This window comes from Nocardia sp. NPDC058518 (genome assembly GCF_042719655.1).
In the GTDB taxonomy this organism is placed as follows: Bacteria; Actinomycetota; Actinomycetes; order Mycobacteriales; family Mycobacteriaceae; genus Nocardia.
This window is the reverse complement of the sequence record NZ_JBHXNJ010000010.1, coordinates 135,140-148,699: the sequence shown is the minus strand read 5'-3', so window position 1 is coordinate 148,699 and position 13,560 is coordinate 135,140. Positions and strand designations below refer to the sequence as shown.

The following is a 13,560-nucleotide window of genomic DNA, read 5'->3' as shown; positions in this document are numbered from 1 at the left end:
CGGCAGGTAGGACAGTGGAGGCCATGACCCAGCCGCACGCACTCCTGGACGTGGCCTACGACGAAGCCCTGCTCGGGCTGGCCGAGGGTGGTGTCCCCATCGGCGCCGCCCTGTTCGACGCCGACGGCACCCTGCTCGGCCGCGGCCACAATCGCCGCGTCCAGAACGACGACCCGAGCGTGCACGCCGAAACCGATGCCTTCCGCGCCGCGGGCCGCCGCCGCGACTACCGGCCGACGATCATGGTCACCACGCTGTCCCCGTGCTGGTACTGCAGCGGGCTGGTCCGCCAGTTCGGGATCGGCACCGTGATCATCGGCGAGGCGCGGACCTTCCACGGCGGCCACGACTGGCTGGCCGAACACGGGGTGAAGGTGATCGTCCTCGACGACCCGCGCTGTGTGTCGCTGATGACCGACTTCATCGCCGAGCGCCCCGACCTGTGGTTCGAGGACATCGGTGTCGCACCGACGAAGGAGACACCCGCATGAGCGGCATCGCCTCGGTCGATCTGGCCAGCTGGCGCGCGGGCGGCGACGCGGCGCGGGCCGTGGAACACGAGGTCGACGAAGGCCTGCGCCGGGCGGGGTTCCTCCTGGTCCACGGTCACGGCATCGATCCCGCGTTGCCCGGCGCGGTCCGGGCGGCCGCACGCCGGTTCTTCGCGCTGCCCGACGAGGTGAAGCAGCGGTACGCGGTGACGGTCGGCGGCCGCGGCTGGATCGGTCCCGGGCGCGAGGCCAACGGTTACGCCGAGGGCACCGAGACCCCGCCCGATCTCAAGGAGACCTTCGCCGTCGGCGCCGACACCGCGACGGGCGATCCGGCGGTCGACCGGATGTGGTTCCTGCCCAATGTCTGGCCCGCCGAGGTGGTGGAGCTGCGCGCACTGCTCACCGAGTACACCGCCGCCATGCGCACCCTGTCCGACGAACTGCTCGCCCTGTTCGCCGCGGCACTCGCCCTACCGGCCAACCCGTTCGCCGACCTGGCCGCACTGCCGACCTGGACCTGCAATATCAACCACTATCCCCCGCTGACCGACGTCGGCGCGCCGGAGCCCGGCCAGTTCCGGATCGGCCCGCACACCGATTTCGGCACCGTCACCGTGCTGGACCGCGAGCCCGGCGCGGGCGGGTTGCAGGTGTACACCGAGGCCGAAGGGTGGGCCGACGCTCCCTACGATCCGGCGGCGCTGACCGTGAATATCGGTGACCTGCTCGCCTATTGGAGCGGTGCGCGCTGGCCGTCGGGCCGCCATCGCGTGCTGCCGCCGCAGCCCGACGCACCCGAGGAGGACCTGGTCTCGCTCATCTACTTCTACGAGCTCGACCACGACGCGGTGGTGACTCCGCTCGCCCCGCCGATCGGGCTGGTGGAGCAGGGGCCGCCGGTGGTATCGGCCGATTTCCTGCGTATCCGGTTGGACGCCATCACCATCGGCTGACACCCCGGGCGCGAGATCATCCGAAGTACGGCTGGTTCTGTACCCAGCGGAATTCCGTGCCGCGCAACGGGAAGCGCTCGAGGTCGGTACGGGTGAGGGTGACCGCGGCGGGGCGGCCGTCGAGTTCACCGCGAAGGGTCAGCATGTCGTCGGAGGCCCGCTCGATGGTGAATGTCGCGTAGGGCGCGGGGGTTTCATCGGGGCCGGTGGGTGCCGCGGCGAGCGTCATCGTGTTCGCCGCCGAGTCGGTCGTGGCCAGCACCGGCACGATGGTGTCGTCCATCCGCTGGTAGCCCGCCGAGCCCACGTCGATGACGAGGCGTTGCCAGCGCACCGGATCGGTGGTGAGCGGCGGGACCGGGGCCCCTTCGACGCTGAACTCGCCGACTTCCCAGATGCCGTAGAGCTCGGGTTTCGGTGCGCCGCCGCCGTATTCGCGCCAGCTCTCCGTCCCGGCATAGATCATCCCCACGGTGATCCACAGCCCGACCGCGACTTGCACCACGGCGGCCCACCGGTTCGCCCGCCGGGACGAGAACAGCGGTGGTTGCACAGCCGGTCCCGAATCTCGTTCCAGCACGAGAACATTCGCCAGCCTGCGGGCTTGCGGGGCGAGCAGCACCAGCCCGATCAGCAGCAGGTGCCCGGCCAGCATCTTCACCGGGACGTCGAAGGCGAGGTTGAGCAGGAACACCTGCGCCATGCTGATCACGCTCAGCATGGCGCCCAGCGTCGCCGTGCGCGGCCAGAACAGCAGCAGCCCCGCGAGTACTTCGGCCGCGCCAAGCGCGATCTCGTAGGCGGGTGAGGATCCGACTTGCGTCCACAACATCGCCATCGGTGTCAGATCACCGACGCGAGTGAGCAGGACGATCAGCGAGGGTTCCGGCATCTGCGTCGGGATCAGCTTCGCGAAACCGTAGAACAGCATCTGCCCGCCCGCGAACAACCTCATCGCGGTGAGAAACCAGCTCAGCAGCCGTGGATACGCGCGCCTGCGCCGGTCCAGCACCGACCACACCACCGTGATCAGCACCGCGACCACCAGGAGCAGTCCGCACTGAATCCAGATCGCCGCCTGGTCACCGCTGCCGTTCATGGCCAGCTCGGCCTGCACCCCGAACACATGCTCGCCGATCCAGCCGCTCACCGGCTCGAGCGCGATCATCTGCCAGAGCATGACCTCCTCGGGCAACCACAGCGCGAAGACGCCGAGGAAGACGAAGGTGATCTGGGCCATCCACAAACAGAACAGACCGAGGTAGGCGACACTGAAACGGAACGCGAGCCGGGTGACCGGATGCCAGGTCGGAGCCGGTGGCGGTGCGCTCGCTATTTCGTCGTGCGTACGCTCCGTGGTCACTGCGGACACCCGTGCCTCCCCATCGAGATCGTTTGATACCGAAGCTAATCGGCGCCCTCTCCGGACGCTTCCGGGAAAACCCCGATCTTTACCCTGTCAACCCTGAATCTCACTCACCGACGCCAGGCTTACATTCCGGACGGTCTTCCGGTACGCCAGTACTGCAACGCGTTATAAATCGTCGAAAAGGGGAACGCACTTATGTCCGACGATCCGGACCACACCGCACAACACTCGCTCACCGTCACCGAGCGTGATCTCGACGAGCTCGCCGAGCAGTTGTCGCAGTGGTTGTCGGGCAGGGTCGGCGCCGACACACCCGCGAAGGTCACCGACCTGAGCAAGCCGACCACCGGCGGCATGTCGAGCACCACCATCCTCTTCGATGCCGAGTGGTCGGTGGGCGGTGTGGTCGAGAGCGGTTCGTTCGTCGCGCGGATGGCCCCCGAGGACGGTTCGTTCCCGGTGTTCCAGTCCTATGACCTGTCGCTGCAGCACCAGGTGATGGCCGGTGTGGCCGCGGGGTCGGATGTCGCGGTACCGCCGCTGCGCTGGCTCGAACTCGACGAATCCCTCTTCGGCACACCCTTTTTCGTGATGGACAAGGTCGAGGGCCGCGTGCCTGCCGACAATCCGCCGTACGTGTTCTTCGGCTGGGTTTTCGACGCGACCGTGGCCGAGCGCGAGCAGATCGCCGACTCCACCGTCGAGGTGATCGCGCAGGTGCACGCGATCGACGACATCGCTGCCCGGTTCCCGTCGCTCGACGGCGAAGGTTCCGCGCTGCGCAGGCATTTCGAGGCCCAGCGCGCCTGGTACAAGTGGGCGCTCACCGACGACGGTGTCGAGATCCCGCTGATCGAGCGGACTTTCGAGTGGCTGGAAGCGAACTGGCCCGCCGAGACCGGCCCCGAGGTGCTCAACTGGGGCGACGCCCGCCCCGGCAACATCCTGTTCGACGGCTTCACCCCCGCCGCGGTCCTGGACTGGGAGATGGCCACCTTCGGCCCGCGCGAGCTGGATCTGGGCTGGGTGATCTTCATCCACCGCTTCTTCCAGGACATCGCCACCCGCTTCGATCAGCCCGGCCTGCCCGACTTCCTGCGCCGCGACGCGGTGGTGGCGAAATACGAAGAGCTGACCGGGCATTCGGTTCAGAATCTCGACTTCTACATCATCTACGCCGCGCTGCGGCACGCGATCGTGATGGGACGGATCAAGCGCCGGATGATCCACTTCGGTGAGGACACCGTGCCCGACGACCTCGACGACTACGTGATGCATCGCCTCAGCCTCGAGGCGCTGCTCGACGGCACCTACGAGTGGGACTGACTATGAGCGCGATCATGCCCGTCCCGCTGGACGAATACCCGGTCCATCAGACCCCGTTGTCGCTGGCCAGGGTGGCCACCAGCGACCGGAACTTCTACGACCGCTACTACTTCAACGCCTTCGACCCCGCGGGCGAGGCGATGCTGATCACCGGTTTCGGCGTGTACCCGAATCTGGGTGTCGTCGACGCGTTCGCGACGGTGCGCCACGGTGACGCCCAGCGCAGCGTGCGGTTCTCCGACGCGCTCACCTCGCGGGATCTGAACACCGCCGTCGGTGGGTACCGGATCGAGGTGATCGAGCCGCTGCAGAAACTGCGTGTGGTCTGTGAGCACGACGACCTCGGTTTCGACCTGACCTGGACCGGCGCGCAGCGCGCGGTGCAGGAGCAGCCACACCTGATCCTGTCCGGCACGCGACCGATCATCGAGGCCTCACGCTTCGCCCAATTGGGCTCGTGGGAGGGCACTCTCGCCGTCGACGGCATCGACTACACGGTCGACCCGGCGGTCTGGACGGGCAGTCGCGACCGGTCATGGGGCATCCGGCCCTCCGGTGAGCCGGATCCCGCCGGTCGGCCGACCGGCATGGACGGTTTCTGGTGGCTTTACGCGCCGCTGCGGTTCCAGGACTTCTCGATCGTGGTGATCGTGCAGGAAGAACCCGACGGCACTCGCACGCTCAACAACGCCGTCCGGATCTGGAACGACGGCCGCAAGGAACAGCTCGGCTGGCCCCGCATGCACTGGACCTACGAGCCGGGCACCCGGCACCCGAAGTCGGTGCGCCTCGACATGACCACGCCCGACGGGAAACCGCTCGAGGTCGAGGTCGAATCCCGTCCCGGCATCGCCCTGCACGTCGGCTGTGGTTACGGCGCCGACCCCGACTGGACCCACGGCCGCTGGATGGGCGAGAACTGGTCGCTGTCGAGCGCCTACGACCTCACCGACCCCGCGATCAAGGGCCGCACCCCCTACGGCGTGATCGACCACATCGGCCACGCCCGCTGCGGTGACGCCGAAGGGTGGGGCCTGTTCGAACACGCCTCCATGGGCCGCCACGACCCCACAGGTTTCGCCGATTGGTCCTCCGTCGCCCCTTGACGGACTTTCGCGCGAGAAGAAAAGGCGCCGCCGCGACAACGAGGTCGCGGCGGCTCCGATTTTCTTATGCGGCCGCACCGGGTGCACCCGAGCCTTGCGCAGCCGCGCCGGGTCGGGTCGGGTCGGGTCGGGTCGGGTCGGGTCGGGTCGGCGAGCTTCGCGCAGATCGCGGCCGTGCGCGGTCCTAGCGGATCCAGCACTGCGGTCGGTCGATCTTGCCCAGCGAAGTGATTCGGGCATCAGGGTCGACGCGATAGCGATGCCGCTGCGACGACTATCCCATCGACGATTGTTCTCCCTCGGACGAGTTCACCGCCGCCCGCGAGCAGCGCCGCCGCTTCCGCGACATTGGGGGTGCCGACCGCTGCCGATACACGGTCCGAACTGTGCTCGGTGTCGACCTCGGCCAGCTGCTCGGCGGTGAACGCCACGACTGCCACACCGAGAGTCGCTGCGGCGGAAAGAATGCCGGGTTCCCTCGCTCGCCGATCGAGTGTCGCCAAGCAGGCGATGGTGGTGTCGCCGACGACCGCCCGCACCGCGCGAACGATCCGCTCCGCCTCGGTTCCCGGCCGTACGCCGATGCCGACGGCCGACGCCGAACCCGACGGCGCATCACCGGTCGCCGGTTGTCGCTCGCCGTCGGAGGTCGTCATCGTCGCCGTGTGCCGTCAGCGGTCGAATCGTCTTGCGGCGCTGACGAATCGGGCGATGGCGACGGGATTTCCCGCCGGATGGGTGTGTAGGTAGGAGGCGTGCACCTGGCGAATCACGGCACCTTCGGTCATGGAACTTGTTGTCCGCCAACCCCAGGCAGCGTTCTCCGCGCCGGTGCGGGACAGGCGGGTGCGGTGGAATTCGTGACCACGCACCCGGTCCCCTGCACGCCACAGTGCCGAGTCGTGCAGGGCGACGGCGTCGCGGTAGCCGAGCGTCAGGCGCGGGCCGAATTCGGCGTCGGCGTCGATGACCCCTGCCATCTGGTGGCCGTCGAGGGAGCGGGTGAGGTAGAGCAGTCCCGCGCATTCGGCGTGGATCGGCAGGCCCCTCGCGGCACCGTCGGCCACTGCGGTGCGCAGGCGTTCGTTGGCGGAAAGCTGCCCGGCATGCTCTTCCGGAAAGCCGCCGGGAAGTACCAATCCCGCTGTTTCTGAAGGGAGTTCGTCGGAGAGCGGATCGAAAACCGCCACTCGGGCGCCGGCCGCGGCCAGGAGTTCTCGATGCTCGGCATAGCCGAAGGTGAATGCCGGACCGCCCGCCATCGCGATCAATGGATCCCTGCCCGAGACAACATCCGAGCGCGCGGTCGACGGCTCGGCAGCGGATTCCGGCGCGGTATCGAACGAGATCGATTGATGGTGGGCGTCGGCGAGTTCGACCTGCGGGTCCCACGCGGGACCCTGCACCGAGCCACCCGCCAGGGCAACGATCGCGCGCAGATCCACGTGAGCGGCAACGAGTTCGGTCATCGCGTCGACGGCGGCGGTGGCGGCGGTGCCGTGTTCGACGGCGGGGATGAGGCCGAGATGGCGTGAGGGGACTTCCAGTTCGGCCATGCGGGGCAGGGCGCCGAGGACAGGGAGGCCGACGCGGTCGCAGGCCGCACGCAGGACTTGTTCGTGGCGTTCGCTGCCGACGCGGTTGAGGATCACACCGCCGAGGCGGACCGAGGAGTCGTAGGTGGCGAAACCGTGCAGGAGCGCTGCGAGACTCTGGGAGTGACCGCGGGCGTCGACCACCAGAACCACCGGTGCCCCGAGCAGCCCGGCCACCTGTGCGGTGGAACCCTCGGCGATCGCGTCGCTCCGGTTCTCGTCGATCCGGCCGTCGAACAGGCCCATCACGCCCTCGACGATCGCGATATCGCAGCCCTGCGCGCCGTGCCGATACAGCGGCACCACCCGATCCTCGCCCACCAGAACGGGATCCAGATTTCGCCCCGGCCGCCCGGCCGCGAGCCCGTGATAGCCGGGATCGATGTAATCGGGCCCCACCTTGAACGGCGCCACCTGATGCCCGGCCCGCCGCAGCGCACCGATCAGCCCGGTGGCCAGCGTGGTCTTCCCGCTTCCCGATGCCGGAGCAGCGATCACCACGGCGGGGGCGCTCACCATTCGATACCGCGCTGGCCCTTGCGGCCCGCGTCCATGGGGTGCTTCACCTTCGTCATCTCGGTGACGAGATCGGCGGCCTCGATCAGGGCCTGGGGTGCGTCGCGACCGGTGATGACCACGTGCTGGTTACCGGGACGATTGGTGAGGGTTTCGACGACCTCGTCGATGTCGACCCAGCCCCATTTGAGGGGGTAGGTGAACTCGTCGAGGACGTAGAAGCGGTGCTGTTCGGCGGCGAGGCGGCGGGAGATCTCCTGCCAGCCGGACAGGGCGGCGGCCGCGTGGTCTTCCTCGGTGCCGTGCTTGCGGGTCCAGGACCAGCCTTCGCCCATCTTGTGCCACTCGACCGCGCCACCCACACCGGTCTCCTCGTGCAGGGTGCCGAGGGTGCGGAACGCGGCTTCTTCGCCGACCTTCCACTTGGCGCTCTTCACGAACTGGAAGACCGCCACGTCGAAGCCCTGATTCCAGGCTCGCAACGCCATCCCGAACGCCGCGGTGGACTTGCCCTTACCCGGTCCCGTGTGCACGGCCAGGACCGGCTGATTGCGCCGCTGACGGGTCGTCATGCCGTCCTCGGGCACACTCTCGGGAACACCTTTGGGCACTGGTCACTCCTCGTCATCTTTCGCACTGACGCGCGTGTTCGCGGCGCACGGTGGCCGCGGGGCCAGTTCGTCACCATTTCTATCAGGGCGCGCCCGTGGCGCTCACACGCTCTACGCCGCGCGGGCGGGTAGGCCGGTGGCCCGGACCACGTCGGCGACCGTCTCGCCGGTGAGTTCGTTCAAGCGCAGGTAGCGGGCGCGCAGGTCGCGGGCCAGTTCGGCGGCCAGGCCGAGGCGGATCATGCCGCGTTCGCAGTCGATGACCATCGCGGTGTGGCCTTCGGCGGCCAGCAGTGCGGCGGCGGTGCGGGCGCGCGGGAGGGGATCGATGCCGCCGGTGGCGCGGCCGTCGGTGAGCAGGACCAGCATGGGGCGGCGGCGGGGGTCGCGGACATGTTCGCGGGCGATCACCTCGCGCGCCTTCAGCAGGCCCGCGGCGAGCGGCGTTTTGCCGCCGGTGCGCATCCCGGCAAGCCGACGGACGGCGATGTCGACCGAGGAGGTGGGCGGCAGGACGAGTTCGGCTTCACTGCCGCGGACACTGATCACCGCCACCTTGTCGCGGCGCTGGTAGGCGTCGCGCAGCAGGGTGACGATGGCGCCGGTCACGGCGGTGAGGCGGTCACGGGCGGCCATCGAGCCGGACGCGTCGACGACGAAAACGACCAGATTGCCTTCTCTGCCTTCGCGATACGCGCCCCGTAGGTCTTCGGCCGCCAGGGCGAGTGGGCCGCTGAACCTGCCGCGCTCGAACTGCTTCGGCGCGGCCGCGAACACCGTGCCGAGCAGGTGCAGGCCCGTGGACGGGTCGGCGTCGGGGCGGACGGTGCGGCCGGTGCGGGTCCGGGCGCGCGAACGTCGGCCGGGGGCACCCTCGCCGATACCGGGGACCTCCCAGCGCGGGGCAGGCTTGGCTGCCGAAGTCGGTGTGCCCGATAACCTTTCGGGCCCGGGTCGCGAACCGTTCCCGGTGCCGTCATGGCTGGAGCCGTCCGACCGGTCGCCGGAACCGGCACCGTTCGGTCCCCCACCGTCCGGGCCCGATCCGTCGGGTCCGCCGCCGGGACCACCGCCGTCGGGGCCACCATCAGGCCCCTCGTCATCCGGACCTTCGCCATCCGGGCCGCCACTGCCCCGCGACCTCTCATCGTCCGGGTCACTGGGGTCCACCCCATCTTGGCGGCCCGAATCACTGCCGTCGGCCTGGAGTTCTTCCTCGACCCTGCGGCCGCTCCCCTGATCGCCCGATCCACGCGGACCGTCGAATTCCTGGTCCCCCGAAGCCTTTTCGACCTCAGCGGCCGCGGCGTCCATCGCCTCATCGAGCTGCTGCTCGCTGATCCCCGGCTCGTCGAACGGATCTCGCCGACGACGATGCGGCAGTGCGAGTTCCGCCGCGATCCGCACATCGTCCTCGGTGACCCGATCCCGTCCACGCCACGCCGCGTGCGCGGTAGCGGTCCTGGCGACAACCAGGTCGGCGCGCATCCCGTCGACATCGAAGGACGCGCACAGCGCCGCGATCCGGCGTAGCTCCGAATTGTCCAGCGCGACTTCGGGCAACCGGTCCCGCGCGGTCAGAATGCGTTCGGCCACCACCTGATCGGCGTCGACATAGCGGGCGGCGAACGCGGCGGGGTCGGCCTCGTAGTCCAGGCGGCGGCGCACCACCGCCATCCGCACGTCGACCTCGCGCGAGGCCGCCACGTCGACGGTGAGCCCGAACCGGTCGAGCAACTGCGGCCGCAACTCCCCCTCTTCGGGGTTCATCGTCCCGACCAGAACGAATCGCGCCGGATGCGAGTGCGAGACACCGTCACGCTCGACGTGCACCCGCCCCATCGCCGCCGCGTCGAGCAGCACGTCCACCAGATGGTCGTGCAGCAGGTTCACTTCGTCCACGTAGAGCACGCCGTGGTGGGCCGCGGCCAGCAACCCGGGACGGAACGCCTGTTCCCCGTCGCGCAGCACCCGCTCGAGATCCAGCGAGCCGACGACCCGGTCCTCGGTGGCGCCGACCGGCAGTTCCACCAACCGCGCGGGCCTGGCTCCGGTCTCGTCGACCACGGGTGGCAGCAACTGCGCGAGCGCGCGCACCACGGTCGACTTCGCCGTGCCCTTCTCACCCCGCACCAGCACCCCACCGATCCCGGGGTGCACGGCCGACAAGATCAACGCCAGCTGCAGCCGCTCCTGCCCCACCACAGCGGAGAACGGGAACCCCGCCTCACCCGCCGCACGCGCGACGGTGTGCGGACCAGCGGCAACATCAGCAAAACCAGGCACACACCAACTCTATGCGGGCCGTGATCGGCTCCTGCCCCCGGGCATCAGCACCCCGTGGACGCCGACCCCGGCGAAAGAGTTCTAACCGCGCCGCATCGGCGTGTGCATGATGCCGTCGTCGTCGTACTCCGGCCCGTCGACGGCGAAACCGAACTTCGCGTACATATCGACCAGGTGCGACTGGGCATCCAATCGCACGGTGGCCGAACCGGTTTCGGCCAGCGCGGCCCGCATCAGCCGGGTGGTGTACCCGTGTTTGCGAGCGAGCGGCGCGATACACACCCGGCCGATGCGGTAGCTGGTCGCACCGTCGACGACCTCTTCGAGCAGGCGCAGGGTGCCGAGAACCGAGCCGTCATCGAGCCAGAAATGCCGGGTCGACGCCAGCAGGTCACGCCCGTCCAGCTCCGGATAGGCGCATTCTTGCTCGACGACGAACACATCAACGCGAAGTCGCAACAGCCGGTAGGGGGTGGCGGCGTCGAGATCCGCCGCCCACGACCGTCTCAGTTCGACGCTCACACCTACGCGTAGCTCACGATCTGCTCGTGCGCGGGCGCGTTGTGGCCGTCCAGCTTCAGCGACTTGCTGGTCCAGTCCCACACTTCCTGGAACAGGGCCTGGTTCTCCGACAGCTTCTGTCCGAGCGAGGGGATCATCTGCTGCAGCTGCGGCGTCCAGCCCGCGTACTGCTGCGGGAAGCAACGCTGCATCACGTCGAGCATGGCGGTGACACAGGTCGACGCACCCGGCGACGCACCGAGCAGACCGGCGATGGAGCCGTCCTCTGCGGAGATGACCGCGGTGCCGAACTCGAGCACGCCACCGATGCCCTTGCGACGGATGACCTGCACACGCTGCCCGGCGGTGATCAGCTCCCAGTCGCGGCCCTGCGCGCGCGGCAGGAACTCCCCGAGCACGCCCACCTTGCCGTTCTGCGACTTGAGCAGCTCTTCGACCAGGTACTTGGTCAGACCCAGCTCGGTGAGACCGACGCCGACGAGCGAACCGATGTTGTTCGGCTTGATCGACTTGAACAGGTCGGCGTTGGAGCCGTCCTTGAGGAACTTGGGGGTCCAGCCGGCGTACGGGCCGAACAGCAGGCCCTTCTTGCCGTTGATCACGCGGGTGTCGAGGTGCGGCACCGACATGGGCGGCGCGCCGACTGCGGCCTTGCCGTAGACCTTGGCCTCGTGGGCGGCGATCAGCTCGGGGTTGGTGGAGCGCAGGAACTGGCCGCTGATCGGGAAGCCACCGAAGCCCTTGGCCTCTTTGATGCCGGCCTTCTGCAGCAGCGGCAGCGCGCCACCACCGGCGCCGACGAAGACGAACTTCGCGTTGATGGTGCGCGACTGGTAGGTGCGCAGGTTGCGGACGGTGACGTTCCAGGAACCGTCGGACTGCTTGTCGAGATTGCGGACCTCGGTGCCGAAGGCGATCTCGCCGCCGGAGTAGCCGATGTAGGCGAGCAGCTGCTTGGTGAGCGCGCCGAAGTCGATATCGGTGCCGCCGTCGGACCAGTTCAGCGCGATCGGGTCGCTGAAATCGCGGCCCTTGGCCATCAGCGGCAGGCGCGCGGCGAACTCGTCGGGGGTGTCGATGTACTCCATCCCGCGGAACAGCGGGTGCGGCGCCAGCGCCTCGTAGCGCTTGCGCAGGTAGTCGACGTTGTCGGCGCCGTGCACGAAGCTGACGTGCGGGATGGGGTTGATGAAGCCCGCGGGGTCGTCCAGCACGCCGGTGTCGACGGCGGAGGCCCAGAACTGGCGCGAGACCTGGAAGCGCTCGTTGATGTCGACGGCCTTGCTCACGTCGACCGAGCCATCGGCGTTCTGGGGGCTGTAGTTGAGCTCGCACAGCGCCGAGTGGCCGGTACCCGCGTTGTTCCACGGGTCGCTGCTCTCCGCGGCGGCGGCGTCGAGCCGCTCGAACACCGAGATCGTCCAGTCCGGCTGTAGCTGCCGCAGCAGCGCGCCCAGCGTGGCACTCATGATGCCTGCGCCGATGAGAACTACATCGGTCTTTTCACTCTTCGCAGCGTTCGGCACGGGTAGATCGACTTCCTTGTCCTTCTCAGCTACCCACCGGCGGGTGAGTTCGCTTGGCGCGGGCGCTTTGGCGGTGTTCATGCGACTCGCGGTGAATCGCCGGGAGGTAGGTTACCCGTCGTTCACCTGATGCCAATTGTGCACCTCAGCCGAGCACACTTCTGCAACGGACCTCCCGAATGTGATGAAAACCAAGCCTGCACGTCACCGCGACCCCGGGATAGATTGAGCAGTGTGACGAACGAAACCCTCGCCGACCGGACCGACGAGCAGTGGCAGCCCGATGTTCTCGGGACCGCCTATCAACAGCGGACCCTCCCACTCGGTATCGACCCCGACGGTGAGGGCGAGGTGGTGGCCACGCTCGTGCGCTATCTGCCCGATGCCACGGCACCGGCCGTCGAGCCGACCGTGCTCTATGTGCACGGGTTCACCGACTACTTCTTCCAGGAGCACCTGGCCGAGCACTTCGCGGCGCGCGGGCACCGGTTCTATGCGCTCGACCTGCGTAAATGCGGACGTTCGCGGCGGGCCGGGCAGAGCGCGCACTACGTCAGCGACCTGGCTTTCTACGACGACGAGCTGAGCGAGGCGCTGCGGATCGCGCGCGAGGAGACCGGCAACGATGTGCTGATCGTCGCGCATTCGACCGGTGGGTTGATCGTGCCGCTGTGGCTGGACCGGCTCGAGGCGGCGGGTGGCAGCGCGGCGGCGGGTGTGGTCGGGGTCGTCCTCAACAGTCCCTGGTTCGACCTGCAAGGACCGTCGTTCTACCGCACCGTCGGCACCCCCGTCATCAACACGGTCGGCCGGTTCCGCGCCTTCGCCCAGCTGCCCGCCGGTGTCAGCACCGCTTACGGCGACAGCCTGCACAACAGCCGCGCGGGTGAGTGGGATTACAACCTGGACTGGAAGCCGCTCAGCGGTGAACCGGTGCGGCTGGGTTGGCTGCGCGCCATTCGCCGAGGACAAGCGCGCCTGCACCAGGGCCTGACCATCGGTGTGCCCGCGCTGATCCTGCGCTCACGGATCACCAAGTTCGCCCGCGAGCACTCCCCCGCCGTCGACGTGGCCGATGCCGTGCTCGATGTGAAGCAGATCCAGCGCTGGGCGGGCTGCCTGGGCGAGCGCACCGCCATAGTGCCCGTCGGGGGCGCCCCCCCCCCCGGGTTGCGGTGCTGTGTCTTAATAAAAAAATAAGCAGCCGACGGAAAGAGAGGTGTTTATATAGGTGGGGGGCGGGGGAGTAAAAAGGG

At 68.5% G+C, this 13,560-nt stretch carries 12 protein-coding genes; 5 read left to right on the top strand and 7 right to left on the bottom strand.

What is annotated here, in order from left to right; translation table 11 throughout:
- The first annotated feature begins 23 nt into the window (after nucleotides 1-23).
- Both ACFWPX_RS19340 and ACFWPX_RS19335 read left to right on the top strand, forming a co-directional pair.
- Entirely contained in the window at nucleotides 24-491 is a 468-nt protein-coding gene (locus ACFWPX_RS19340) for a nucleoside deaminase (RefSeq protein ID WP_378912327.1), read from the top strand.
- On the top strand, nucleotides 488-1,447 hold the full coding sequence (locus ACFWPX_RS19335) for an isopenicillin N synthase family dioxygenase (protein ID WP_378928562.1): 960 nt from the start codon (nucleotides 488-490) through the stop codon (nucleotides 1,445-1,447). The genes ACFWPX_RS19340 and ACFWPX_RS19335 overlap by 4 nt, the downstream gene beginning before the upstream one ends.
- 16 nt (nucleotides 1,448-1,463) lie before the next feature.
- On the opposite strand, the gene ACFWPX_RS19330 is transcribed toward ACFWPX_RS19335, so the two are convergent.
- Complete coding sequence (locus tag ACFWPX_RS19330; RefSeq protein WP_378928561.1) at nucleotides 1,464-2,810, bottom strand: DoxX family protein; 1,347 nt, start codon at nucleotides 2,808-2,810, stop codon at nucleotides 1,464-1,466.
- A 201-nt stretch (nucleotides 2,811-3,011) separates the two neighbouring features.
- Here ACFWPX_RS19330 and ACFWPX_RS19325 point away from each other — a divergent pair, with 201 nt between their 5' ends.
- On the top strand, nucleotides 3,012-4,142 hold the full coding sequence (locus ACFWPX_RS19325; RefSeq protein WP_378912330.1) for a phosphotransferase family protein: 1,131 nt from the start codon (nucleotides 3,012-3,014) through the stop codon (nucleotides 4,140-4,142).
- Nucleotides 4,143-4,144: 2 nt separating this feature from the next.
- Nucleotides 4,145-5,248, top strand: coding sequence for a hypothetical protein (locus ACFWPX_RS19320; protein WP_378928560.1), 1,104 nt, complete (start codon nucleotides 4,145-4,147; stop codon nucleotides 5,246-5,248).
- A gap of 239 nt (nucleotides 5,249-5,487) precedes the next feature.
- On the opposite strand, the gene ACFWPX_RS19315 is transcribed toward ACFWPX_RS19320, so the two are convergent.
- From ACFWPX_RS19315 to mqo, 6 genes are all read right to left on the bottom strand, one after another.
- A complete protein-coding gene (locus tag ACFWPX_RS19315) occupies nucleotides 5,488-5,904 on the bottom strand; it encodes a cobalamin biosynthesis protein (protein WP_378928559.1) in 417 nt (138 codons plus the stop codon).
- A 15-nt stretch (nucleotides 5,905-5,919) separates the two neighbouring features.
- Entirely contained in the window at nucleotides 5,920-7,362 is a 1,443-nt protein-coding gene (locus ACFWPX_RS19310; RefSeq protein WP_378928558.1) for a cobyrinate a,c-diamide synthase, read from the bottom strand.
- Nucleotides 7,356-7,970, bottom strand: coding sequence for a cob(I)yrinic acid a,c-diamide adenosyltransferase (cobO, locus tag ACFWPX_RS19305; RefSeq protein ID WP_378928557.1), 615 nt, complete (start codon nucleotides 7,968-7,970; stop codon nucleotides 7,356-7,358). The genes ACFWPX_RS19310 and cobO overlap by 7 nt, the downstream gene beginning before the upstream one ends.
- A gap of 111 nt (nucleotides 7,971-8,081) precedes the next feature.
- Nucleotides 8,082-10,175 (bottom strand): VWA domain-containing protein, encoded by a 2,094-nt coding sequence (locus tag ACFWPX_RS19300; protein WP_378928621.1) that lies wholly within the window; start codon nucleotides 10,173-10,175, stop codon nucleotides 8,082-8,084.
- Between the two features lie 162 nt (nucleotides 10,176-10,337).
- Nucleotides 10,338-10,778: a GNAT family N-acetyltransferase gene (locus ACFWPX_RS19295; protein ID WP_378928556.1), complete on the bottom strand. Its 441-nt coding sequence runs from the start codon at nucleotides 10,776-10,778 to the stop codon at nucleotides 10,338-10,340.
- A 2-nt stretch (nucleotides 10,779-10,780) separates the two neighbouring features.
- Nucleotides 10,781-12,385 (bottom strand): malate dehydrogenase (quinone), encoded by a 1,605-nt coding sequence (mqo, locus tag ACFWPX_RS19290; protein WP_378928554.1) that lies wholly within the window; start codon nucleotides 12,383-12,385, stop codon nucleotides 10,781-10,783.
- Nucleotides 12,386-12,538: 153 nt separating this feature from the next.
- Here mqo and ACFWPX_RS19285 point away from each other — a divergent pair, with 153 nt between their 5' ends.
- Nucleotides 12,539-13,504: an alpha/beta hydrolase gene (locus ACFWPX_RS19285; RefSeq protein ID WP_378928553.1), complete on the top strand. Its 966-nt coding sequence runs from the start codon at nucleotides 12,539-12,541 to the stop codon at nucleotides 13,502-13,504.
- Nucleotides 13,505-13,560 lie beyond the last annotated feature (56 nt).

What these genes read in the sequence shown, in the direction of transcription:
- ACFWPX_RS19340 (WP_378912327.1), top strand. Translation starts at nt 24, where the DNA reads ATGACCCAGCCGCACGCACTCCTGGACGTGGCCTACGACGAAGCCCTG.
- ACFWPX_RS19335 (WP_378928562.1), top strand. Translation starts at nt 488, where the DNA reads ATGAGCGGCATCGCCTCGGTCGATCTGGCCAGCTGGCGCGCGGGCGGC.
- ACFWPX_RS19325 (WP_378912330.1), top strand. Translation starts at nt 3,012, where the DNA reads ATGTCCGACGATCCGGACCACACCGCACAACACTCGCTCACCGTCACC.
- ACFWPX_RS19320 (WP_378928560.1), top strand. Translation starts at nt 4,145, where the DNA reads ATGAGCGCGATCATGCCCGTCCCGCTGGACGAATACCCGGTCCATCAG.
- ACFWPX_RS19315 (WP_378928559.1), bottom strand. Translation starts at nt 5,904, where the DNA reads ATGACGACCTCCGACGGCGAGCGACAACCGGCGACCGGTGATGCGCCG.
- ACFWPX_RS19310 (WP_378928558.1), bottom strand. Translation starts at nt 7,362, where the DNA reads ATGGTGAGCGCCCCCGCCGTGGTGATCGCTGCTCCGGCATCGGGAAGC.
- mqo (WP_378928554.1), bottom strand. Translation starts at nt 12,385, where the DNA reads ATGAACACCGCCAAAGCGCCCGCGCCAAGCGAACTCACCCGCCGGTGG.